27 protein-coding genes are annotated in these 23,014 nt (G+C 37.4%); 8 read left to right on the forward strand and 19 right to left on the reverse strand.

Translation table 11 applies throughout. From position 1 onward, the window contains the following. Positions 1-93 precede the first annotated feature (93 nt). Entirely contained in the window at positions 94-1,050 is a 957-nt protein-coding gene (locus tag SUCMO_RS0109065) for an alpha/beta hydrolase (protein ID WP_019880387.1), read from the forward strand. A 46-nt stretch (positions 1,051-1,096) separates the two neighbouring features. Here SUCMO_RS0109065 and SUCMO_RS0109070 read toward each other — a convergent pair whose 3' ends face one another. The 19 genes from SUCMO_RS0109070 to SUCMO_RS0109160 form a co-directional block, all read right to left on the reverse strand. Further along, the gene (locus SUCMO_RS0109070) at positions 1,097-1,711 is read right to left on the reverse strand and encodes a histidine phosphatase family protein (RefSeq protein WP_019880388.1); all 615 of its coding nucleotides are present in this window, start codon (positions 1,709-1,711) and stop codon (positions 1,097-1,099) included. Then, on the reverse strand, positions 1,708-2,796 hold the full coding sequence (gene cobD, locus SUCMO_RS0109075; RefSeq protein ID WP_019880389.1) for a threonine-phosphate decarboxylase CobD: 1,089 nt from the start codon (positions 2,794-2,796) through the stop codon (positions 1,708-1,710). Before cobD ends, SUCMO_RS0109070 begins: the two co-directional genes overlap by 4 nt. After that, positions 2,793-3,647 carry a GHMP family kinase ATP-binding protein gene (locus tag SUCMO_RS10700; RefSeq protein WP_019880390.1) on the reverse strand — a complete coding sequence of 285 codons (855 nt, stop codon included), beginning with the start codon at positions 3,645-3,647 and terminating at the stop codon, positions 2,793-2,795. The genes cobD and SUCMO_RS10700 overlap by 4 nt, the downstream gene beginning before the upstream one ends. A gap of 108 nt (positions 3,648-3,755) precedes the next feature. Then, complete coding sequence (cobS, locus tag SUCMO_RS0109085; RefSeq protein ID WP_019880391.1) at positions 3,756-4,505, reverse strand: adenosylcobinamide-GDP ribazoletransferase; 750 nt, start codon at positions 4,503-4,505, stop codon at positions 3,756-3,758. 47 nt (positions 4,506-4,552) lie between these two features. Further along, positions 4,553-5,515: an adenosylcobinamide-phosphate synthase CbiB gene (gene cbiB, locus SUCMO_RS0109090; RefSeq protein ID WP_019880392.1), complete on the reverse strand. Its 963-nt coding sequence runs from the start codon at positions 5,513-5,515 to the stop codon at positions 4,553-4,555. Continuing rightward, positions 5,515-7,029 carry a cobyric acid synthase gene (locus tag SUCMO_RS0109095; RefSeq protein ID WP_019880393.1) on the reverse strand — a complete coding sequence of 505 codons (1,515 nt, stop codon included), beginning with the start codon at positions 7,027-7,029 and terminating at the stop codon, positions 5,515-5,517. The genes cbiB and SUCMO_RS0109095 overlap by 1 nt, the downstream gene beginning before the upstream one ends. A gap of 2 nt (positions 7,030-7,031) precedes the next feature. Further along, a complete protein-coding gene (gene cobU / locus SUCMO_RS0109100; RefSeq protein ID WP_245539356.1) occupies positions 7,032-7,637 on the reverse strand; it encodes a bifunctional adenosylcobinamide kinase/adenosylcobinamide-phosphate guanylyltransferase in 606 nt (201 codons plus the stop codon). Further along, positions 7,612-8,994, reverse strand: a complete 1,383-nt coding sequence (locus SUCMO_RS0109105) for a cobyrinic acid a,c-diamide synthase CobB (protein WP_019880395.1) — start codon at positions 8,992-8,994, stop codon at positions 7,612-7,614. Before SUCMO_RS0109105 ends, cobU begins: the two co-directional genes overlap by 26 nt. A gap of 10 nt (positions 8,995-9,004) precedes the next feature. After that, positions 9,005-9,595: a cob(I)yrinic acid a,c-diamide adenosyltransferase gene (locus SUCMO_RS0109110; protein ID WP_028953982.1), complete on the reverse strand. Its 591-nt coding sequence runs from the start codon at positions 9,593-9,595 to the stop codon at positions 9,005-9,007. Beyond that, positions 9,585-10,211 carry a precorrin-8X methylmutase gene (locus tag SUCMO_RS0109115; RefSeq protein WP_019880398.1) on the reverse strand — a complete coding sequence of 209 codons (627 nt, stop codon included), beginning with the start codon at positions 10,209-10,211 and terminating at the stop codon, positions 9,585-9,587. The genes SUCMO_RS0109110 and SUCMO_RS0109115 overlap by 11 nt, the downstream gene beginning before the upstream one ends. Further along, a complete protein-coding gene (cobK, locus tag SUCMO_RS0109120; RefSeq protein WP_019880399.1) occupies positions 10,211-10,969 on the reverse strand; it encodes a precorrin-6A reductase in 759 nt (252 codons plus the stop codon). Before cobK ends, SUCMO_RS0109115 begins: the two co-directional genes overlap by 1 nt. Then, positions 10,966-11,742: a precorrin-3B C(17)-methyltransferase gene (gene cobJ, locus SUCMO_RS0109125; protein ID WP_019880400.1), complete on the reverse strand. Its 777-nt coding sequence runs from the start codon at positions 11,740-11,742 to the stop codon at positions 10,966-10,968. Before cobJ ends, cobK begins: the two co-directional genes overlap by 4 nt. Beyond that, positions 11,682-12,761, reverse strand: a complete 1,080-nt coding sequence (locus SUCMO_RS0109130; protein ID WP_019880401.1) for a cobalt-precorrin 5A hydrolase — start codon at positions 12,759-12,761, stop codon at positions 11,682-11,684. Before SUCMO_RS0109130 ends, cobJ begins: the two co-directional genes overlap by 61 nt. Then, complete coding sequence (gene cobM, locus SUCMO_RS0109135; RefSeq protein ID WP_019880402.1) at positions 12,758-13,519, reverse strand: precorrin-4 C(11)-methyltransferase; 762 nt, start codon at positions 13,517-13,519, stop codon at positions 12,758-12,760. The genes SUCMO_RS0109130 and cobM overlap by 4 nt, the downstream gene beginning before the upstream one ends. 14 nt (positions 13,520-13,533) lie before the next feature. Beyond that, positions 13,534-14,061 (reverse strand): precorrin-6Y C5,15-methyltransferase (decarboxylating) subunit CbiT, encoded by a 528-nt coding sequence (gene cbiT, locus SUCMO_RS0109140; protein WP_051084582.1) that lies wholly within the window; start codon positions 14,059-14,061, stop codon positions 13,534-13,536. A 46-nt stretch (positions 14,062-14,107) separates the two neighbouring features. Next, the gene (gene cbiE, locus SUCMO_RS0109145; RefSeq protein ID WP_019880404.1) at positions 14,108-14,740 is read right to left on the reverse strand and encodes a precorrin-6y C5,15-methyltransferase (decarboxylating) subunit CbiE; all 633 of its coding nucleotides are present in this window, start codon (positions 14,738-14,740) and stop codon (positions 14,108-14,110) included. Further along, positions 14,725-15,843, reverse strand: a complete 1,119-nt coding sequence (cbiD, locus tag SUCMO_RS0109150; RefSeq protein ID WP_019880405.1) for a cobalt-precorrin-5B (C(1))-methyltransferase CbiD — start codon at positions 15,841-15,843, stop codon at positions 14,725-14,727. Before cbiD ends, cbiE begins: the two co-directional genes overlap by 16 nt. A gap of 287 nt (positions 15,844-16,130) precedes the next feature. Further along, positions 16,131-16,376, reverse strand: a complete 246-nt coding sequence (locus SUCMO_RS0109155) for a hypothetical protein (protein ID WP_019880406.1) — start codon at positions 16,374-16,376, stop codon at positions 16,131-16,133. Positions 16,377-16,433: 57 nt separating this feature from the next. Further along, the gene (locus SUCMO_RS0109160) at positions 16,434-16,853 is read right to left on the reverse strand and encodes a YbjN domain-containing protein (RefSeq protein WP_019880407.1); all 420 of its coding nucleotides are present in this window, start codon (positions 16,851-16,853) and stop codon (positions 16,434-16,436) included. A 176-nt stretch (positions 16,854-17,029) separates the two neighbouring features. Here SUCMO_RS0109160 and SUCMO_RS11410 point away from each other — a divergent pair, with 176 nt between their 5' ends. The 7 genes from SUCMO_RS11410 to hisH all read left to right on the forward strand — a co-directional run bounded on the left by SUCMO_RS11410 (position 17,030) and on the right by hisH (position 22,998). Next, positions 17,030-17,185: a hypothetical protein gene (locus SUCMO_RS11410; protein ID WP_019880408.1), complete on the forward strand. Its 156-nt coding sequence runs from the start codon at positions 17,030-17,032 to the stop codon at positions 17,183-17,185. Positions 17,186-17,418: 233 nt separating this feature from the next. Further along, the gene (gene hisZ, locus SUCMO_RS0109170; RefSeq protein WP_019880409.1) at positions 17,419-18,597 is read left to right on the forward strand and encodes an ATP phosphoribosyltransferase regulatory subunit; all 1,179 of its coding nucleotides are present in this window, start codon (positions 17,419-17,421) and stop codon (positions 18,595-18,597) included. Between the two features lie 9 nt (positions 18,598-18,606). Beyond that, positions 18,607-19,242, forward strand: a complete 636-nt coding sequence (gene hisG, locus SUCMO_RS0109175) for an ATP phosphoribosyltransferase (RefSeq protein WP_019880411.1) — start codon at positions 18,607-18,609, stop codon at positions 19,240-19,242. A 29-nt stretch (positions 19,243-19,271) separates the two neighbouring features. After that, positions 19,272-20,615 (forward strand): histidinol dehydrogenase, encoded by a 1,344-nt coding sequence (gene hisD / locus SUCMO_RS0109180; RefSeq protein ID WP_028953985.1) that lies wholly within the window; start codon positions 19,272-19,274, stop codon positions 20,613-20,615. A gap of 110 nt (positions 20,616-20,725) precedes the next feature. Continuing rightward, positions 20,726-21,796: a histidinol-phosphate transaminase gene (gene hisC / locus SUCMO_RS10705; protein ID WP_019880413.1), complete on the forward strand. Its 1,071-nt coding sequence runs from the start codon at positions 20,726-20,728 to the stop codon at positions 21,794-21,796. 7 nt (positions 21,797-21,803) lie between these two features. Then, complete coding sequence (hisB, locus tag SUCMO_RS0109190) at positions 21,804-22,388, forward strand: imidazoleglycerol-phosphate dehydratase HisB (RefSeq protein WP_019880414.1); 585 nt, start codon at positions 21,804-21,806, stop codon at positions 22,386-22,388. 1 nt (position 22,389) lies between these two features. After that, positions 22,390-22,998 carry an imidazole glycerol phosphate synthase subunit HisH gene (gene hisH / locus SUCMO_RS0109195; RefSeq protein WP_019880415.1) on the forward strand — a complete coding sequence of 203 codons (609 nt, stop codon included), beginning with the start codon at positions 22,390-22,392 and terminating at the stop codon, positions 22,996-22,998. Positions 22,999-23,014 lie beyond the last annotated feature (16 nt).

Raw genomic sequence — 23,014 nt, forward strand, 5'->3', positions numbered from 1 at the left:
CAAACTAGTTCTTGACTTTGACCACACTCTAAAGAGTAGAATAATCTAACCAATTATTCAACAGCTATCTATAGAATTTAGGAGGCCTTTATTTTGTCTAAACTTTCAATAAGCAATTTTTTACGGCTTCGGTGGTTGACACTATTATTAACTATCTTGTTTTTGCTTTTTAATGCTGCCGGAATATTCTTTGGGAATATTTTTTATCGCGAAACCAGTATTTTAAACGCTCATGCCAATAGCCAAAAATTTGAAGATTTTAAACATAAACTAACTATTGGGATTCAAGAGAAAAACTGGCACGATATTGTTATTCATTCGAACTTCGGTTATCCACTCCACGGAACTTATATTCCCAATGCCAAAGCTACTAATAAAACAATTATTTTCCTCCATGGCTTCACTGGACATCGAGCCTTAGGCTTAAACTACTTGGATATTTATTTAGAAAATGATTTTAATGTATTACTTGTCGATTCGCGTGCCCACGGCGAAAGTGGCGGTCACTCGATAACTTGGGGCAATTACGAGAAATATGATCTAGAACAATGGCTCGATTGGCTTACAGCACGCTCTCCCCAAGGAATAATTGGGGTGCATGGGGTTTCAATGGGAGCCGCTACAGCACTTTTACACGCGGAATTAAACGAAACAAACAAGCGTGTAGCTTTTTATATTGCCGATAGCGCTTATTCTGATTTAGAAACCTTATTTGCGCTCCAGCTTAAAAATTATTTACCACAAATAATTTTGCCTCAAGCAGTTATTCAATACGCAAACTTTGTGGCCTACCTAGATTCGCGCTTTACTTTTCATCAAGCCGCACCTATCCGTTCAGTTCGCCAAGTAACTACGCCCATTTTATATGTCCACGGCGCTTCTGATCAAGTTGTTCCTGCCTATATGTCCCAAGAGCTTTATCAAGCTACCAAAGGCTTTAAGCAACTTCATATTTTCCCTAAAACCAGCCATTTAAATGCTATCTACGACTATCGTGAACAGTACAGCTCCCTAATACAAAATTTCATCCAGACTACTTTAAAAATCTAAAAATAGACAACTTTCACTGCTATCTAAAAGTGAAGTTGTCTATTTTTTATATTTTAGTTAAATGATGCACATCATTCAACCTCTCTAACATGCACATATCATCTTTAAAGTAAGTTATTGTGTTAATTGCTGTATTATCTTGCTTAATCCGCCAACAATTATTCAAAGGTAAGCCTAAAACATAACACAGTAAAACTCTAATTATTCCACCATGTGCTACTATCGCAATTTCTTCGCCCTGATGCCGTTCAAGTAGGGCCAACAAATTGGGAACCGCTCGTTTATATACATCGCCAAAGCCTTCTCCTTGAGGCAGATAGACTTCTCCAGGAGCTCGAAAAAAATCATCAATCAAGTTGCCCCATTTAGCTTTTATTTGTTCATAAGTCAACCCTTCCCAAGCGCCGAAATTTATCTCACGAAAATCAGCATTGGTTGTAACCGATAATTGTTTTTGTTCCCCTAGTTTTAATGCTGTGCTCTGTGCCCTAATCAAATCGCTACTATAAATAGCTCTCAAATTTATTTGCGCAAAGCTCGTAGCCATCAATTCCGCCTGTCGCTCCCCCTCTGGAGTTAAGCTAATATCAGAATGCCCTTGATATCTTAGTTCTTGGTTCCAATAGGTTACCCCATGTCGAATTAAGTGTATTTTTGTCATTTTTCCCCCTCCAATTCTTGTAGTAATTCTTGCAATTTATCCAGAAAGAGTTTATTTTCTATTGCTGTTCGCACCGCGATTCTAACAAATTTCGAGTTTAACCCTGGATAATTGCTGCAGTCGCGAATCATAATTCCTTTTTTTCGCATTTTGGCAACAAATTCGCCAGCATCTAACCAGTCTACTAATTGTATTAATAAAAAATTCACTGTACTTGGATATACTTTTAACATTTTGAATTTTTGCAAGGCGTGGAAGAATTCTGTTCGCAGTTGCGCAACTTGTTCTCTAGTTTCAATTACATACTCTTCTTGTTGCAAAGCAACCACTCCTGCTCTTTGCGCTAAACTGTTTACATTCCAAACATCCTTAGCTTTATCTATTTGCTCTACAATCTTTGGATTAAATAAGCCAAATCCTAATCTTAAACCTGGTAAAGCAAAGATTTTCGTTAGGGAATGAATAATTGCTAGATTAGAATATTTACTCACCAAATCACTACAAGAATATTGCTCTGTCGCTACAAAATCGATAAAGGACTCATCCACCAAAATATCACTTTGTTTTTGTTCTGCTAAAATAAGTAGCTCTTCTAGCTTAACTAAATTTAACAAATTACCGGTCGGATTATTGGGATTAGCTAAAAAAATAATCCCATTTTCTGGAATTTTTTCGGCCACCTTTTGATAATCTATATTAAAATTTTCCTGTTCTTGTAAATATAAAAACTCTATTTCCAAATTCGCAGCTAAACTAGCTCTTTGATACTCACTAAAACAGGGCACTAACAGCAGGACACGCTTTTTTTTACATACCTGTGTATACAGATAAATTAATTCTGCGGCACCGTTGCCTAAGGCTAGATGTTTAGGTTTCACGCCATAATATTCTGCTATTGCAGAACGTAAATCATGAGCCTCTGGATCTGGATAATGAATAATCTTATCCACTGAGTCTATTATTGCTTGTTTAATAGCTGTATTTAAACCCAAAGGATTTATATTGGCACTAAAATCAGCTACTACTGTTTCGCAGTTGCGTTTCACCTGATAAATATTGCCGCCATGTTCAAAAGGTTTTATCATTTTATTCCTCCGTCTACCAAATCTACCACCCCTAAGTAGGTAAATTCGTTGTTTAATGCTAAAATCTCTTGTCGACACTTATTCCAATCAACTGCTAAAGTTGACGCAAATAAAAGACCAACAACCGTGCCACTATGGGCAACATTAACACCCAAAGCGCCATTAGCTTTTGCTATTTCAATAATTTCCTGTAGATTCGGCTTAGGCAATACTATTTGGTTAGCTATAGCACTTATAGTTGCTCCAGCTCCAATTGAAGCTACATCATTTTCTTCTAAGCCCTTTTTAACCAAAGCATAGGCCTGTAAAACTTGTTCATTCTTTTTTTCATTCAATGCTCTTAAATCTTGGCGTTGATTAAACCCCAATGTATCTACAATTCCGCCGCCAGTATCTATAACCATAATCTTTATTGCTGGCGCCTGTCCCAAATGTTCATTTATTATTCCTTGCACATGTCCAAAAGCAACTATCCCCTCATAAAAAACTCCATCTGTTGGCTCAATACTTAAAGCTATTTGTTCTATCGTTTTAATGCTAATATCTCTATTTAGGGCTCTAGCTGTAGCCATACAAGCGGCACTAATATCCGCGCTACTTGAAGCCATCCCCTTCCCAACTGGCAATTGTGAGTTTATCGAGAAAGAAAATTCGCAGTTTTCTCCAAAATATTCTAGGGTTTTATAAATAGCCGCTATTATTTTCGGAGAATCGGTGGTCTTAGTGTCTCTTTTGTTTAAATAAACCTCTACTTCACTATACCAAGAAATCGGACAAGTAATCAGAAAATCTTCTCCTTGTATCAATCCTTGCACTAATTCTCCACAAGAACCAGGAACACGTGCGCGCATCTTTTTCTCCCCTCACCTTATAACTAAATGTCACCTACAATTACTTTGATATTATAGCATATTATCCTCACTCGACTCAAACACGCCCTACTTAGATATAATTCTAACTTATTTAATTAAATTAAGCACAATACTTAGACTCAACAAAAAAAACACATTGCCACTTTCGGCTAAGGCTCCATAGGTATCACCTGTAAGACCGTGTAATATTCTTTTAAGATAATTAGCCGCCCAAAAATTATAAGCAATAGTTAAGACTAAAGCAATAAATAAACTCAAATTCTGAGTTGGTGCCAATAAAGCTAAGCCTAATAAAGTACTACTAATTAATACTATTTTCTTATCGGCACTAGCGAACATTCCCCCAATTCCACTTTTACGGGCATAGCTGTAACATCTAATATTATATACCATTAAGGTGCGCGTTATAATTGGCATTGCATATAAGGCCAACGTTAATTGTTCTGAATTCAACTCTAAATATACTGCCAATTTCAGCAATACTAAACTCACGAACGCCAGTACTGCATTAGAGCCCACGCAACTATCTTTCATAATTTCTAAAATTCGTTCGCGTTCGCGCCCTGAAAATACCCCGTCAGCTGTATCCATAAATCCATCACAGAGCAAGCCCCCTGTAACTATAATTTCAGTTATAATAAGCAATACTGCGATTAGCAAAGAGGAACAATTCAAGAACACTAACAACTTATAAACAGCAACTAACACAGCGGCAATCACCAAACCAACAGCAGGAAAATAGGCTACACTCCGTGCAAAAGTTCCTTCGTCCCATTGTGTCTGATTGTAAATTTTAATTCGTGTCAAAAACTGCAAAGCAGTAAAAAAGTCCTGCATGTTTCCGCCTCCTAAAAATATAATGAGGCGGGAAATCCCGCCTTATATTATTGGTGTACCCAACTAGAAACCCCACTGAAAATTAGCACTGCCAAGCAGCTAACCAAGTACATTATTTTAATAGTTTTTCCAATATGTATCCGCGTCAATGTTTGCTGCGCCTCACCCATGTAAGCTCTAAAAGATGGCCGACCAAAATAATAATTTTCGCCACCTAGCCTAATACCCAGGGCCCCTGCAACAGGTGCCTCAGCCCAGCCACTATTAGGACTAGGATGAGCCTGCGCATCCCGCCACATAATTGTCCAAGCTTGTTTATAATTATAACCTAAGATTAAGCTAGCTACAACAACTAACATCCCAGTAATTCTTGCTGGAATAAAATTACAAACATCATCGAATTTAGCCGAAAATCTTCCAAAATCAAGATATTTATCATTTTTATAACCCACCATCGAATCTAAAGTATTTACAGCTCGGTAAGCAAAAGCCAAAGGAGCTCCCCCGAGCAAAGCAAAAAACAAGGGTGATACAATTCCATCAGTAATATTTTCTGCAATAGTTTCAATTGTCGCGCGCGAAACTTCACTCTCATCTAAATTGCCCGTATCACGCCCTACTATCCAACCAACTTTAATACGTGCATTTTCTATATCTCCACAAGCTAAATATTGTGCAATTTCATGCCCAGCCTTAGCTAAAGCTGTGGGTGAAATAGTAAAAGACACTAATAGCATTTCTACGAAAATTCCCCAACTATTAAAATTTAAATAAGTAGCTTTGGTAAGTAATTCCGTAATTGTATAGACCGTACCCACAACTACAATTAATAGTAATAATCCATTTACGCGCTTACGCGCTACCGAATCTTGTTCTTTTAACAACCAACTTTCCACAAAACTAATATAACGTCCAATTAAAACTACCGGATGCCAACTTACGTTTGGATCACCAACTAATCTATCCAAAATAAGTGCCCCGATTAACAAAGTAGCTATTGGTAATTCCATTATTTTAGACCCATTACTTGATATATTTTAGCCATATCTAAATTAGCGCGGACACTATTAGCTAGTTTTTCATAGGCTTGTTCTTTTAAGCTAGCACTATCTTGCTGGTTAGCTAGCTCTTCTAGACCTTTTGCTTGCCGTAAACTATTTAATAGACATCTTCTTAAGCCATCATTATCAAATATCCCATGCACATAAGTCCCCATAACTAAACCATTTTCACTAATAGCACCGTCGAGAACACCACTTTGGTCGCTTCGATCCACCACAAAAGCTTTACGCACTTCTTGAGTATAATAAGTGCGTCCCGCATGAATTTCATAGCCCGTCATGCTTTCCCCCGTATAATTCATGCCTAAAAATTGGTTATCTTGCGCCCGCACTTGAACTTGACGGGTTATTTTTTCCGCTTCAAAAATGGTAATTAGTGGTAACAAGTTTAAACCGGCCAAGGAATCTAAGTTGGATTCTGTATGCTCTGGATCACGCACTTCTTGACCTAGCATTTGATAACCACCACAAATCCCAATAATCGGTGTGCCTTGCTTATTTAATTTAATTATACTTTTTTCTAAGCCACTTTCTTTTAAAAACAGTAAATCTTCCGTAGTATTTTTGCTTCCGGGAAGGATCACTAAATCAGGATTACCTAATTCTTGCGCACTTTTTACATAACGCAAGCTTACATCTTCTTCACGCGCCAAAGCATCAAAATCCGTAAAATTAGAAATCTTTGGCAATCTAACCACCGCAATATCTAAATCAGCTAATTCTTTGCTACTTTTTTCGTCTAAAACCACCGAATCTTCATCATCAATCCCATGTTTATCCATATATGGCAAAACCCCAACTACAGGCTTACCAGTTTTCTCTTCTAAAAAGGTTAAAGCTGGTTCTAACAATTTTATATCGCCGCGAAATTTATTAATGATTATCCCTTTTACTAAATCCCGTTCTTCTGGTTCTAATAATTCTAATGTCCCTACCACCGAAGCCAAAGCTCCACCTCTATCAATATCAGCAATTAATAAAACTGGTGCTTGAATTAGCTTAGCAACCCGCATATTAACAATATCGTTAGCCTTTAGATTTACCTCTGCGGGACTGCCTGCCCCCTCAATTACTACCATATCATAGTTAGCTTGCAATTTTTCTAAAGATTCTTGTACTACGCCTAAAGCTTTAAGTGAATAACCTTGGTGGTACTCGCTGGCACTCATTGTGCCTACTGCTTTGCCTAATACAATAATTTGGCTACTGGCATTACCCGTCGGCTTTAACAGCACTGGATTCATGAGTACGTCTGGTTCTAAGCCAGCCGCTTCAGCTTGTGCAACTTGAGCTCGCCCCATCTCCCCACCGTCTTTAGTAACATACGAGTTTAACGCCATGTTTTGCGCCTTAAACGGCACCGGACGATAGCCATCTTGTTTGAAAATTCTACATAAAGCCGTAGTCACAATGCTCTTCCCTACATTAGAACTAGTTCCTTGCAACATAATGCTAAAACTCATTATTAATCCTCCTGGTTTGGCAATTTAAATGCCATTTTTTTTATATCTAAAGCCTGACCACACACCGTGAGAAACACATGTTCACACTCTGCCGCCACCTGCTGATTTATCCATCCTATTACATCGCGATATTCTCGCGCCATTTTATTAGCTGGGACTATCCCTAAACCTATTTCATTTGAAACAAATACTACTAATTTACCACTTTTGCGGCACATCTTAATAATTTCTGCTATTTCTTGCTTTATTATTGTTACCTTTTGTAAAAAAGGTAGATTATCTAATTTAGTATACAGCAAATTACAAACATAAATTGTTAAACAGTCAAACAGTATTCCTTCCACTTCTGCCGGAATTTGTTCAATAATTGCCTGAGCATTATACGGCGCTTCTAAATTTAACCAAAATTCTGCTTCACGGCGTTGTTTATGTAAAAAAACCCGTTCATTCATTTCTTCATCTAAGATTTCGGCAGTAGCAATATAGGCTGTTTTCTCGGTGTAGGCGCGCATGAAATTTTCTGCAAACTCACTTTTACCGCTTCGAGCACCGCCTGTTATTAAAACCAACTTGCCCTGCATTTCATTTTTCATTGGTTTCACCTGCATTTCTTGCAAAGCCAGCACATTTATTAATAAGGTTTTCCGCTAAACTTACATTGCCTAAAAAATGCATATGCAAATAGGACGTAACTAAATTATCTTGCACATAACCACCGCAATAACTATTGCCCGTACGCATTTTAGTAAATTCAAACGCCCAAGAAAATTCTGCTTCACAATCTGGTTGAAAACTAGAAAAATGAAATTCATGACCTCTGATTACTTCACCTTTGTTCATCAAGGCATTTTTTTGTAAAGCTTTAGTTTGCACGTAACCTACAGTTTGCAACTTCTTTTGCATTTGGCATATTCCTGGTACTAAGCCTAACATTTGATATTCTCGCCCCTCAAAGTCAACTATGGCCCGACTCGCATACATAAAGCCACCACACTCTGCATAAATTGGCATTTTGCGTTTTTGTGCTGTTCTTATCGCTTGCAACATCCCTTGATTGTCACTTAATTCTTGAGCAAACATTTCTGGGAAACCGCCTCCTAAAATAAGACCACTTATGCCTTGAGGCAAAGTTGTATCTTTCAGCGGGCTAAAATAAATTAATTCTGCACCTAAATCTTCCAATACCTTCATGCTGGCTGGATAATAAAAAGAAAACGCTTCATCTCGCGCTACAGCTATTTTAACGGCTTGCAACTTATTGGCAAAGTGCACCTCTCGTTTTGCTAAAGCTGGTACCTGTTGTGCAATATCTAATAATTTATCTATATCAATATCCTCTTGAACAGCTTGCTTCATAACTTCAATCCGCTTTAGTAATTGTTCTTGTTCTTCGGTCGGTGTTAACCCCAAATGTCGTTCTGGCAAACTCATTTCAGGACGCCGCAACACACAGCCAACTACTGGCACACCAATTTTTTCAATAGCTTGTGCTATAATTTGCGCATGCGACTTACTCCCCAAATTATTAACAATAACGCCGGCGATATTTATCTCGGGATCATAATTTTTAAAACCCAAAACTATTGCCGCCGCACTTTCACTCATGGCTTTTGCGTTCAGTACAAGTATAACTGGTGCTTGCAGTCTTTTCGCAATTTGTGCTGTAGAACTTACGCCATTTTTCCCACCATCATACAGGCCCATTACTCCTTCAACTATGGCAATATCTGCCTTCTCAGCTTGCAAATAAAATACATCTTGAATTTTATCCTCTGGCACCAACCAACTATCCAAATTGTGAGAAGGTAAGCCTGCTGCTAGTTTATGAAACCCTGGATCAATATAATCCGGTCCTACCTTAAACGGCTGAACTGCCAGACCTCTGGCTTTCAAGGCCGCTAATAAGCCCGTAACAATAGTAGTTTTTCCTGTTCCACTTGATACTCCTGCAATCACCAGTCTCATACTTGACCTCCTAATACTCTATGCCGCGGCGCGCATCTATCCCTTGATCACGGCGCGGGTGTTTTACCATTTTACATTCTGTGGCAATATCTGCTTGAGCAATTAAAGGCTCTGGCATTCTTCGCCCTGTTAAAACTAACAACTTATTTGTTTGTCGACAAAAATCTATTATTTCTTGAACTTCTAGCAACGCTATTAAGTTATTATTTACCGCATGCGATACTTCATCCAAAATTAATACGGCTGGTTCTCGCTGTTGTAAATTCTGCCAAACATATTTAAGTGCTTGGCGGGCAAAATCATTCGCCGGGTTTTTATTTTCTCGAAAACAGTAGCCACATTTAGTACATAATAACTCACCACTGCGAATTTGTTCAGAAATGGGACAGCCACCACCAAATTGTTTAATTTCAAATAGACCCGCAAAATGTTCTTTCACAAATAATTCGCCGGAATAACCGCCACCTTTTTGAAATTGAATCATACTTACTTTTTTGCCTAACCCTAAAGCTGTCAGTGCATAGCCTAACGCATTGGTAGTTTTGCCTTTACTATCACCTGTAACTACTACTAAACCTGTAACTAGCATTTTATCTGCCACTTAAATACATGATAGCATTTACTACAGAGGCAGCAATTGGACTACCACCTTTATTGCCGCGTACTGTAATATATGGCACACAATTAGCCTCGATTAGGGCATCTTTCGACTCTGCCGCGCCAACAAACCCTACGGGTACACCAATAATACAAGCCGGCTTAATGCCTTGCTCTTTAATCATATTTAATACTTCAAATAAAGCTGTAGGCGCATTCCCGATTGCAATTATTGCACCATCTAGCTCTTTGCCAAAAGTCCGCATCGCCATCATCGAGCGAGTTATTCCTTGTTCCTTAGCTAATTTAGCTACTTCTGGGTCAGCTACCAAACAGTGTATTTTCCCACCTGATTGGGCTAATCTCGTTTTGTTTATCCCCGTTCTCACCATTTCTACATCACAATAAATATTTTTGCCAGCAGCTAAAGCCGCTTTGGCAGCTGCAATTGCTTCGGAGTGAATACTAATCCAATTAGCATAATCCACGTCACCGGACGCATGAATCATTCTTGAATACACGGCAATTTCTTCTTCTGTAAGCTCGAATTTGGCTAAATAGGGGCGAATAATTTCCATACTTCTATTTTCAATAACCATCGGTTCTTTTATAAATTCCATCATAGCACCTCTTTTATTTTTTTTAACAACTCGGTAAAATCGTGCACCAAAACTCGATACTCTAGTTTAGGACGTTTGATGATGATGATATCTAGGTTCAAGCGCTGTGCTGCTAAAAATTTCTCATCACTCCCACCAATTTTACCGCTTTCTTTCATAATCATAATTTGTGTAGCGAAATCAGCAAACATTGTGCTATTCATTGCTTCTGAAAATGGCCCTTGCATAGCAATAATATCTTTAGGCGAAAATCCTAAAGCCAAAACTTCTGCTAACACTTTTGCATCTGGTAATATTCTAGCGATCACCCGTTTATCGCTAGCTAAATTTGCTTTAAATTCAGCCAAAGCTCTAGAGCCCGTGGTCAAAAAAACTGTACCTGAAATATTATTGGCAACTTGGCACGCTGCTTGTATTGTGTCTACCACATGCAACTTTTCATAAGCGGGAAACTGCGAACTCTGCCGTTCATAACGAATATAAGGCAAATTCAAAGCTGCTGTAACTTGTAGAGCATTCTCTGAAGCACCCCGCGCATACGGGTGGCTAGCATCGATTAATAATCTAATTTGGTGTTTAGCAATAAACGCCCGTAATGCAGTGGCATCTAAAGGTAAATCATTTACTAATTCTGCGGCTGGCGCTGCTAAACTTCGACCATATTCCGTAGTCACCGAAATACAAACTTGGTATCCTAATGCTGTTAACTCGGCTGCGAGTTCGCGTCCATCTTGCGTACCCGCGAGAATTAAAATCATACGTGGTAACCTCTAGGTGTAATCATCCGACCGTTTTCTACGTAAGTTTGGCTATTGCCAATAATTACTAAAGAAAACATCGCAATTTCTTCATTAGTAAAGTTTTCTAAATCAGAAATAACACAGATTTCACCTTCACGAGTTGCATTAGTTACAATACCTACAGGCGTTTTAGCAGCGCGACATTTTAACATAGTTTCGCGAACAAACTCAATTTGAGAAGTTCTTCTAGTACTTTTAGGATTGTATAAAGCTGTTACAAAATCGCCTTCTGCCGCCATAACAATTCTTTTTTGAATTTTTTCCCAAGGTGTTAGCAAGTCACTTAAACTAATCACCGCAAAGTCATGCATAAGTGGTGCTCCTAGTACTGATGCCGCGGCGCTTACCGCACTAATTCCTGGTACTACTTCCAATTGAGGCCGTTGTTCTGCCGGTAATTTATGAACTAACTCAATAACTAAACCAGCCATGCCATAAATTCCTGAATCACCACTAGATACAACTGCTACTTGATTGCCTTGTGCCGCTAGTTCTACCGCCCGTTGACATCTTTCAATTTCTTGCATCATTGCTGTGCCCACAACTTCTTTACCGACAATTAGTTTTTCAATTAATTTGATATAAGTGTTGTAGCCGACAATAATATTGCTTTCTTGTAAAGCGGTTTCTGCTCGATGGCTCATATCTCCATAACTACCAGGGCCTAAGCCTACCACGTAAAGTTTTCCTGGACAACTGCTATTGTTATTTGATTCATTGCTGTTTTGCATACTTTTATTCTCCCTTTTTTAACTGTGCATAAAGCTGCTGCCTCGCAAACATTGCCTATGCCTAATGTTTTTTTTACATAAGCGGATTCGCGCAAATTATATTTGGCAATCGCATACATTAATTCTTGTTGTTCATAAAAATCTATGGGTAAATTTAAGATTTTACCAGTTTGTAACAAGCCAACTTCATCACTTTTAACCCAAGCTGAAGCTAAGCTTTTCACACTGTTTAAATCAATATTTTGCTCTTGGCAGACTGCTCGTATCGCAGTTAAAATTCGTTCCCCACTAATATCACGCCGACAACCTATGCCAATAACATGATGTTGTGGAATCATTACCAAAATATTATCACGGTTATACCATTGTTCTGGTAATATTTGATCTGTGATAATTACAATTTTTTTATCTAATAGCTCTATTGGTAGTTGTTCAAATAGTTTTACTTCTAAGTTGTAATTAATTATCGCTGGACGATATTCCTCTAAATGTGCCGCTAAATAATAAGTGATATCCTCGCCATCAGCTAGCTCGGCATTAATATATCGCAAACTAACAAAGCTCGCTATTTTAAAGTTGAAATCACGGGCAATTACATCAGGAGCTACTAATTTATTGACGTCAGTGGCTGTGGTAATTACAGCTTGACTTCCAGCCAGTTTATTGCTCAACATTTTGGCAAACATATTTGCGCCGCCCAAATGTCCCGATAATAAACTAATCACAAACTTGCCTTTTTCATCTAAACATAATACCGCTGGATCAAGCGATTTGTGCTGTAAAAATTTACTAATACTTCGAACCACAATCCCCGTCGCCATAATAAAAATTAACAATTGACATTTGGGCCATATTTTTTCCAATAATAGACCTAGATTATCATAGGTTTCATGTTTTATTAAGCCGCGTCCCGTTTTCGCATAACAAATAAGCTCATCATCTTGCCAATTTTTAAAACTAGCAATTTTCTCTGCTAAAACGCTACCTTGCTTAGTCACGGAAACTATCGCTATTCTCATTTTTTTGCTTCGCGGTACATATGCGTAAAATCATCAGCATATAATCTAGATAGTTCATAATCACTATCTAAAAATCCACCTACTAAAATCATCGCTGTACGATCTACGCCTTCTTGTTGAACAACTTTTGCTATTGTCCCAATCGTGCCCCGGAAGATTTTTTGTTCTGGCCAAGAAGCGCGTTGTACAATGGCTACTGGTGTATCTTTAGTGTAAACACCACCAGCTAACAACTCTTGCATTACATCTTCAATCATATGTACACTTAAAAATATGCACATACTAGTTCCATGGGTCGCTAGCTTGCTAAGTTTTTCACGCTCTGGCACTGGAGTTCGGCCTTCTTGACGGGTAATAATAATCGTTTGCGATACGCTCGGCAAAGTAAATTCTTTATTTAAAGCTGCGGCCGAAGCTAGAAACGAACTTACACCAGGTACAACTTCATATGTTATGCCCAATTCATCTAACTTGTCCATTTGTTCTTTAATAGCGCCATAAATACTAGGATCCCCAGTGTGCAATCTTACTACTTTTAAGCCTTTTTCTACCCCAGCTTTAGTTACTTCAATTACCTCATCTAAAGTCATATGCGCACTATTATGAACACTAACATTAGCCTTAGTATATTCTAATAATATTGGATTAACTAGTGAACCTGCATAAATAACAATATCCGCTTCCGCTAATTTCTTGCTACCTTTTACAGTAATTAATTCCTTATCTCCAGGACCTGCCCCAACAAATGTAACTTGCATTATTTAATATCCCCCTAGCCTTTTTTTATCGCTGTTATAATATATATTTGATTTTCTGCTTGTAACATATGGTAAGCACCTACGCTACGCAGTTTATTAACTTGCACGGCAACTGTCTCATACTCATACTCACTATTAGAATGAAAATATTCTAAAGTAGCTGCTAAGGTTTCAATGGTAATGGCATTTACAATAATTCGCCCCCCCGCTACTAGCCAAGGATGAATTTTAGTAAAAACAGCAGCTAAATTGCCACCACTGCCACCAATTAAAACTACATTTAATTTTTCCAACTCAGGAATTGCCTCTGGCGCCACCCCAGCTATAATTTCTAAATTATCGCAAGCAAACTTCATTTTATTTTGTTGAATTAGCTCACACCCTTCACTATTGCGCTCTATCGCATATACCTTGCCTAAATAAGCTTGCCTAGCTGCCTCAATGCTTAATGAACCTGTACCTGCTCCGACATCTAGCACAATATCAGTCGGTAGAATTTTAGCTTTGACAATAGTTAAAATTCTTATTTCTTGCTTGGTCATCGGTACCTTGCCCCGAATAAATTCCGTATCTTCAATTCCTATTAGTCTATTTTCTTGCACAAACTATCACCACACAATTCTTATATTCCGAAGCTTGAAGCATTTCCCGCAAACTCATTTTAGCCACTATTTCATCTGGATATGATAAATTACTACAGATCACTGCTTCTGAATTTGAGGGCCAACCGTTTTCTAAAAAATAACTGGCTATTTTTGAGGGAGTATTTTTATGATCTGTGAGCATCGCAATTTTTTTATATAAAGCTAAGCTTATTTTCTCTGGGGCAAAACTTTCCCCATGTAAGCTAATAAATTTAGCATCTTGCCAATAATCAGCCGCCCGGGCAAAAGCTAACTGCAAAGAACAAATCCCTGGAATTACTTCTAGTTGCTCTACGGGAAATTCCTGTCTTAGGCGAGTCAATAAACTATGAAAACCTGTATCGCCAGAAACCATTACTACTACATCAGTTGTTGCTAATTTTAATTTAATAAACTGTATAACTTCCATTATATTATTTAAAATTGGAAAAGTTTCTTGCTCTGGTTTACTATACTCTGTTAAAGCCCGCTTGCCACCAATTAGAACTTTCGCCTGCTCAATATATCTTAAGGCAATTGGTAAAATATAATCTCTACTACCTGGGCCAATACCCACAACTTTTATTTTAAATTCCAAGCCATCTTCTCTCCTATCGCTCGTGCATTATCATCTACAGCCAATAATTCTCCCGCCATGCTTACAAAAACTATGCCTACTGTCAGTTCGCCATATACATGTTGTTCAGCTCTTTTACGTGCTTTTTCTGCTAATTGTTTATACACTCCGCTATAAGGAGTATTTTGCAATAAGGTTATTATTGCTTCGGTAGTTACACAATCTAGTACCTGGGCAATAAGCTCAGAACTAGCCCCCATTAAAGCTAATTGACTGGCAAAAATCTCTTGGCGCGCGTCTGCAATGTGGCTATGCGTATGAAAAATACCACCTGCTAATTTCACTAACTTCCCAATATGTCCCCAAATTATAACTTCCGTAAAACCTGCTCTTACAGCTTGTTCGAGCATAAAGCCAATAAAATTACTAGTTTGCACCATCGCCTCAACTGGCAATTTATATTTTTCGGCTATTTCCATGCCAATTTTACCGGGAGCCATAACCGCTATTTTATAACCAGCAGCTTTAACAACCTCAAATTGCGGTTTTAAAGAATCTTTAAATGCCTCTTCCGACATAGGATAAACAATACCTGTCGTCCCAATAATCGAAATACCGCCTTCAATCCCCAAGGCTGGATTTAAAGTTTTCTTGGCTAATTCTCTACCCGCTGGAACCGAAATAATCATTTCTAAACCTTGCTCTGCCTGTAGGCATTCCTCAAAAACTTTTTCAATCATTACTCTTGGCCCTTTGTTAATTGCTGGCTGTCCTACAGGAATATTTAGCCCTGGCTTAGTTACTATACCGATACCTTCACCAGCCTTAATAACTCGTTCACCATCATTTCTTAATTGAACTCTTACATATACGCTTGTACCATGAGTAATATCTGGGTCATCCCCAGCATCTTTAATTACCCAACATTCCGCACTTTCATGTTGTTGTAAAATACTGCCTCCAGCTACGGGAACTTCAATTGGCCGATCTTGAGGGTTTAAAACTGCAACTTTCTGTGGTCTATGACCCGTCTGCAAGTAGATAATACTCGCTTTTAGAGCCGCAGCTACACAACTTCCAGTGGTATAGCCACTACGCATATCTTCTATATATTCTATCGCCAATAAAAAAACCTCCCTTTATAAAACAAAAAGGAGGAAATAAGACTGCCAGTTATCGTCTTATTACCTACCTTTTCCTCTCGCTCGCAGGACTAATAATCGGTAGTTAATAGGCTGACATACTGGCTTTACAGTAGCGGGACTGCTTCAAAATCTGAATTTGTCATTTAGAGGAAACCTCGCCTATTTTTATTAAAAATTAATTTTTACAATGCTATTATATTATACACTAAAATATCAGTAATAGACAAATAGTTTTTCCTAAAAAACTTGCTTTTTAGCCTGTTTTCTTAACGATTTAAATCTGTAAACAAAACTGTAGCTTCATCCAAAGCATAGATTTGCGGGCTTATTTTGCGTAAATCTTCAATACACCAACCTTGCTCTTTTTGCTGTAATAAAGTTAAAGCTTCTTCTTGGCTTTCTGCTAAGACAATCGCTATAGCATCTAAATAAAAATTATTATTAACACTAGGCTCATCAATCATACTATAACTGTGAAATTTTTTATTATGTCGCCAAACATAGATTTGCACTTTATACCCCCACCTTTGAATTGCAATTATTTAATTAGCCTCTTGCTAAATAACTGCCTAAGAAAATTTACTTTTTAAGGAATCAACAGTTGCTTTTACCATCACAGCCAATTCATAAACATCAGCACTGTCAATTTCGCATTTAGAACTTAGCAAAGATGCTAACAAAGAAACAGAACCATTTTCTTCCAAGTAAAACTTTCCCCAACGTTTATTTTGATTTAATTCGTTAAGAACCAACAAAATTTCGCTCCGCTCTTCGGCCTTAATATCTTCTAAAATATTAAAGCAGCGAATATCCACATAAAAATTAGTCGGTGCAAATACAATCAGCAATTTATAAGCTGCATCGTCCAAACTAGTAGGTAGCCATAAATAAGCTTCATTGTCTTCATTATACATTAAAGGGTCGGCAGCAATTTTCTGTTCACTTAAAAATCTCGCAAAATCTTCCGCCATTTGATTTATTGTGACCATAAAAACATCCTCTTTTCTTTATTTTTTTCTTTAATTTAAATAATAGCATAACTTTGCCTAAAAAAAACTTTTTTCTCTTTATTTTTTCCTCTTTACAAAGCCTTACAAATCTGATATGATACCGACTTGTAACAAATTAAACATTATAGTTCAATATTAAGGAGCGAATTATCAGAATGCAAAAATTGGAATTATTAACTAGTATTCAAAACCTCTCTAGTATCGTAAATAACACTAAATTAACAGCAACCATGTCTACACAAGCTGTTGACGAAATTAACAACAACTTAGAAACACTACTGCTAACTTATTTAGAAAAATATTGTGATTAATTACTATTAAAAAAGATTTCCAAGGCCTAGAAATAAGCTCATTGCTTGTTTCTAGGCCTTGTTGTTTTTCCTAGAAATTTCTACCTTTTATACTATTTTTCTGATATTATATTTACAGAAAGTATTCGTTTATTATTTTTTTTATTTTTATTTGCACAATCTAAAATTTTCGGCTATAATATCTTTAACACTTTAATGCTTTAACTAATTAAACAATGAAAGCGAGACTATTTATGAAGAAATTACTTTTACCTACTGCTTACGGAACTCGTGATATAATCGCGTTAGAAGCCTATAATAAACGTATTATGGAAAGTAATATTGCCGATATTTTTATTAAATGGGGTTATCAAGAAGTAGTTACTCCCACCTATGAATTTCTTGATACTTTCAATATTGGCATTGATAAAGGCATGGATGAACAAAGCATCAAGTTTTTCGATCGCAATAATAAAACTTTGGTGCTCAGGCCCGATATGACTTCTCCCTTAGCCCGTTTAGTTAGTACTCGTCTATACAGTTCCCAAGCATCTGTACACAAACTTTTTTACATCGCTAATGTTTTTCGCCATGAACAAACTCAAAGTGGTCGTCAGTGCGAATTTTATCAGGCAGGCGTAGAGTGCTTTGGAATTTCTTCGCCTTTAGCTGATGCTGAAATAATTGCCCTAGCCATCGAAAGTATTAAAAGTACTGGACTTACACAATTTGCAATTAATTTGGGGCATGTAGACTTTATTAACGGCCTATTGGATGAACTAAATATTGATCTTTTGCAGCGGACAGAAATCCAAGCACTAATTAACAGTAAAAATGCCGTAGGTCTTAGTGAAATTCTTGAAGAAAGTAGCGGTTGTGAGGAAATTTTACTTACTTTAAAAAATATTTTATTTTTAAAAGGTGATATTCAATTTTTACAAAATTTGCGAGCTAAAATTAAAAATGCTACTAGTTTAGCAGCCCTTGACAATCTACTCGATATTTACCAATTACTCACTGCCTATAAGTTAGAAAATTACATTGTCTTTGATTTAGGTTTAGCCAGAGATATGGAGTATTATAGCGGCATGGTTTTCGAAGGCTACACGGCTAATCTGGGGTATTCACTCTGTGGCGGTGGTCGTTATGATCGTCTAATGGATTCGTTTGGGCTAAATTGTTCGGCAACTGGTTTCGCCTTAGGAATCGAGCGCCTAACCTTATTATTAGCCCGCCAAGGTTTGTTACAAAAACCGGCTGCGCGCAAAGTCCTTATCGCTTGGTCGCAAAACAGTCTCTCTAAGGCTATTCAACAGGCTAGTTTTTTCCAAAACAAAGGCTATATAACCACCTTAGCCTCCCACGAACTTACCCCCTTAGAAATTAATGCTCTAGAACAAGAAAAAATTTATGACGATATCATTCGCTTATAGGAGATTATTATGCAAGATTATATTACTATCGCTTTACCCAAGGGTAAAATGTTTGCTAAATCGGTAGATTTATTAGCTAAAGTTGGCTATACTGCAGAAAACGTTTGTGAAGACTCTAGGTTATTAATAATAAGTAACCCCGTTGATAAAGTCCGCTTTATTATTACCAAAACTATGGATTTACCCACCTATGTAGAATGTGGTGCTGCTGATATCGGGATTATAGGCAAAGATGTTTTATTAGAAGAAAATAAAGATGTTTACGAATTATTAGATTTGAAATTTGGGCTATGTCGGCTAATGCTAGCTGTACCCGAAGCTCAAGTGCGCCCCCAATTAACCGACTACGCCAATTTAAGAATCGCCACTAAATATCCGCAAGTAACACAAAAATTTTTTTCTCAGCAAAGCATGCAAGTAGAAATAATAAAACTAAATGGTTCAATCGAATTAGCACCTATGGTAGGTTTAGCTGATTTAATTGTCGATATAGTCGAAACTGGTACAACCTTAAAGGCTAATAAGTTGCAAGAAATCCACAAATTACATACTTGTACAGCAAGACTTATTGCTAATCGAGTTAGTTTTCGGATGAAGTTTAATCGGTTACATAAATTAGTCTGCGATTTACAAGGCCTTATTTAAAAAATAACTAATTGCGAGGGATAACAATGATAAAAATTATTAAAAGTGCTGATTTAACCAGCCAACAACTAGAAAAACTTTTAACTAAACCGGCCTTTGATCAAGTGGAATTATCCGCTGGCATCAAAAAAGGAATTTTGGCGATGTTCGGCGAAGAACTCACCGCCAAACAGGTAGTTGAAAAAATTCTCCAAGCCGTACGCGCGGAAGGCGACCAAGCTGTTTATCATTATACTAAGCTAATTGATCAAGTTGATTTTTCTAAAAGTGGTATGCAAGTTACGGATGCTGAAATAGCTACAGCCTACCAAAGGGTTAAACCTAATGTGCTAGCTGCAATAAAAACCGCAATAGCTAATGTAGAAAAATTTCATCAAGAACAACTGCCTAAATCTTGGTTAACTTACCGCGAACATGGTAGTATTTTGGGGCAAAATACCACAGCCTTAGATAGTGTTGGGATTTATGTGCCTGGGGGAACAGCCACCTATCCTTCTTCAGTTATTATGAATGCGGTTCCTGCCAAAGTAGCCGGTGTAAAAGAAATTATCATGGTTGTTCCACCTGCCAAAGATGGTAGTGTTGATGATTATGTTCTGGTTACCGCCGCCGAAATCGGTGTTAGCAAAATTTTCAAAGTTGGTGGGGCCCAAGCAGTAGCTGCTTTGGCTTTTGGCACAGAAACTGTACCAAAGGTAGATAAAATAACTGGACCAGGTAATATTTTTGTGACTTTAGCAAAAAAAGAAGTGTATGGTTATTGTGATATTGATATGCTAGCTGGTCCAAGTGAAATTCTAATTATTGCCGATGAGCAAGCTAATCCTAAATATATTGCCAGCGATATGCTTGGTCAAGCTGAACATGACAGTTTAGCCTCTAGTATTTTAATTACTACCAGCTTAAAAACAGCTTTAGCCACCTGTGCTGAACTAGAAAAGCAACTGCCGCTATTATCAAGAGCGAATATCGCCCGCACAGCGTTAGAGGCCAATGGTCTTATTATTGTGGTTGAAGATTTATTGCAAGCAGCAGACTTAGCCAATATTTCCGCCCCAGAACATTTAGAGGTTTTAACCCAGGCCCCCTTTGAATTGTTGCCTTACTTAAAACATGCTGGTGCAATTTTTTTAGGCGAGTATTCACCTGAACCTTTAGGCGATTACTTTGCTGGGCCAAATCATGTTTTACCAACTGGCGGTACTGCTAAATTTTATTCCGTGCTCAATACAGAAACTTTTATGAAAAAAACCAGTATTATTGCGTACAGTCAAAAAGCTCTGCAAGCAGTGCACCAAGATATTATCGCCATGGCTGAAGCTGAAGGTTTAACTGCTCATGCTAATGCAATAAAAGTCAGATTTAATTCTTAAATTCAACCTAAAAACTTAGGTCAGCTTTAAACTTAATAACATTTTATTTGTGATAAAAGGATTAAGCTGTTAGTTGTCTGGGAAAATTTATTATATATGCGGAGAAAAATATGAAAATTAGAAAAGATATCGATTTACTACCTTCTTATAGTGCTAATGAATTTCAGGCTGATATTATCTTAGATGCTAATGAAAGCGCCTTTAATATTCCCTTAAGCTTACAAAATATAATTGCTGATTTAATCAAAAATTATACTTTCAATCGTTACCCCCCTATCAATGCTTTTAATTTACGGACTACAATTGCCAAGCGCTATAATTTAACCGCAAACGAAGTGCAAGTCGGCAATGGCTCTAGTTCTTTAATCGCTAATGTCTGCCAACTTTTCGCAGGTAGTGAAAATAAAATTCTCTACCCCGCCCCTTCTTTTTCCATGTATGAAACTTATATTCGCTTAGCTCAATGTACGCCTGTTGCCTATCCATTAACTGAGAACTTCGATCTCGATATACCTGCTTTGATTAAGAAAATTGAGCTAGAACAACCGAATTTAGTAATAATTTGCAATCCTAATAATCCTACTGGCAATTTAAGCAAGCCTGAACAATTAGAACTACTATTGCAAAATACTAGTTGTCCGATTTTAATTGATGAAGCCTATATCGAGTTTAGCTGTAATAAATCTATGACCGCCTATTTAGAACATTACCCTCAATTAATTATCCTAAGAACATTTTCTAAAGCCTACGCCTTAGCTAATTTACGTTTAGGCTATATTTTGGGCAATAGCAACTTTATTGAGTTACTTAATAAAATAATTTTGCCCTATCCAGTAAGTGGCCTAAACCTGGCAATTGGCAACTGTGTTTTCGAAAATCTTATTTTGTATCAAGCCCAAATTCAAACTATTATAACGGAGCGCAATCGCGTAAATGAGGCGTTGCAGCAATTCGGATTCACAACCATAAAATCAGCGACAAATTTCATTTTTTTCTATGGCGCTTCAGCGCAACAAATGCAAAGTTTAGCAACTACTTTAGCCCAAGCTAAAATTGCTATTCGTAATTTCACCAACAATGCCACTTTAAAACATGGTATCCGTTTAACTATTGGCACCCCTAATGAAAATACGCAAGTACTACAATTAATAAAACAATACACTGTGCAAGAAGGCAGGTAATTTTAAAATGCGTAAAATAAACTTAACTCGCAACACCTTAGAAACCCAAATAACTTTAGAGCTAAATTTGGATGAATGCAAAACTAGTGTAATCACTACTGGTATTGGCTTTTTCGATCATATGCTTACACTTTTTGCCCGCCACAGTGGTTGCACTTTAAATTTAACTTGCGTCGGGGATTTGCAAGTTGATTCGCATCACACCGTAGAAGATTGTGGCATCTTATTGGGTCAAGCCCTGGGCGAACTGCTTCAAGACAAGCGTGGACTCAACCGCTATGGTGATGCGTTTGTTCCCATGGACGAAAGTCTGGCTCATAGCGCAATTGACCTAAGTGGTCGCAGTTTTCTCGTTTTTAATGCGCCTTTACCCAAAACTACTATTGGTAATTTTGAAGTAGAAATGGTGGAAGAATTTTTTCGTGCTTTAGCTTATAATGCACAGTTAACTCTGCATATACGCCTAATTCACGGCTCTAATATTCATCATATCTTAGAAGCAATTTTCAAAGCAACCGCTCGTGCTCTAAAGCAAGCAGTATTTTGCTCCCCTAACAGTACTGAGATCTTAAGCACTAAAGGAGTTTTATAAGATGAACAATAACATTACCATTATCGATTATGGCATGGGAAATTTACATAGTGTTGCTAAAGCGCTCGAAAAAGTCGGCGGCAATGTTACCATCTCGAGTAATAAAAATGATATTGTTCAAGCTGACAAGCTCGTGCTTCCTGGCGTAGGTAGCTTTGGCGATTGTATGCTCAACTTACAAAAGTACGACTTAATCGAAACAATAAAAAATTCCCTTGCCAGCGAGAAACCTTTTTTAGGTATTTGTCTGGGCATGCAACTGCTTTTCGAAAGCAGCGAAGAGTCACCTCAAGTAAAAGGGTTAGGTGTTTTCAAGGGGAAAGTTGTCAAGATTATAGCACCTAAATTAAAAGTACCACATATTGGTTGGAACAATTTAAAACTTGCCAAGCCAAGTCCAATTTTAGCTAATAGCGAAAATGACTATGTTTATTTTGTCCATAGTTATTATGTCGTTCCAAGAGATACAAAATTAATCACTAGTTTTGTCGAGTATGGTGGCAAAATAACGGCTAGTATTGGTAAAAACCATATTCAGGCAGTCCAGTTTCATCCAGAAAAATCTAGCGTAGCTGGACTTAAAATACTCAAAAACTTTGTCAATCTTTAAAAAAGGCTGTGATTAA

This window comes from Succinispira mobilis DSM 6222 (assembly GCF_000384135.1).
GTDB lineage: Bacteria > Bacillota > Negativicutes > Acidaminococcales > Succinispiraceae > Succinispira > Succinispira mobilis.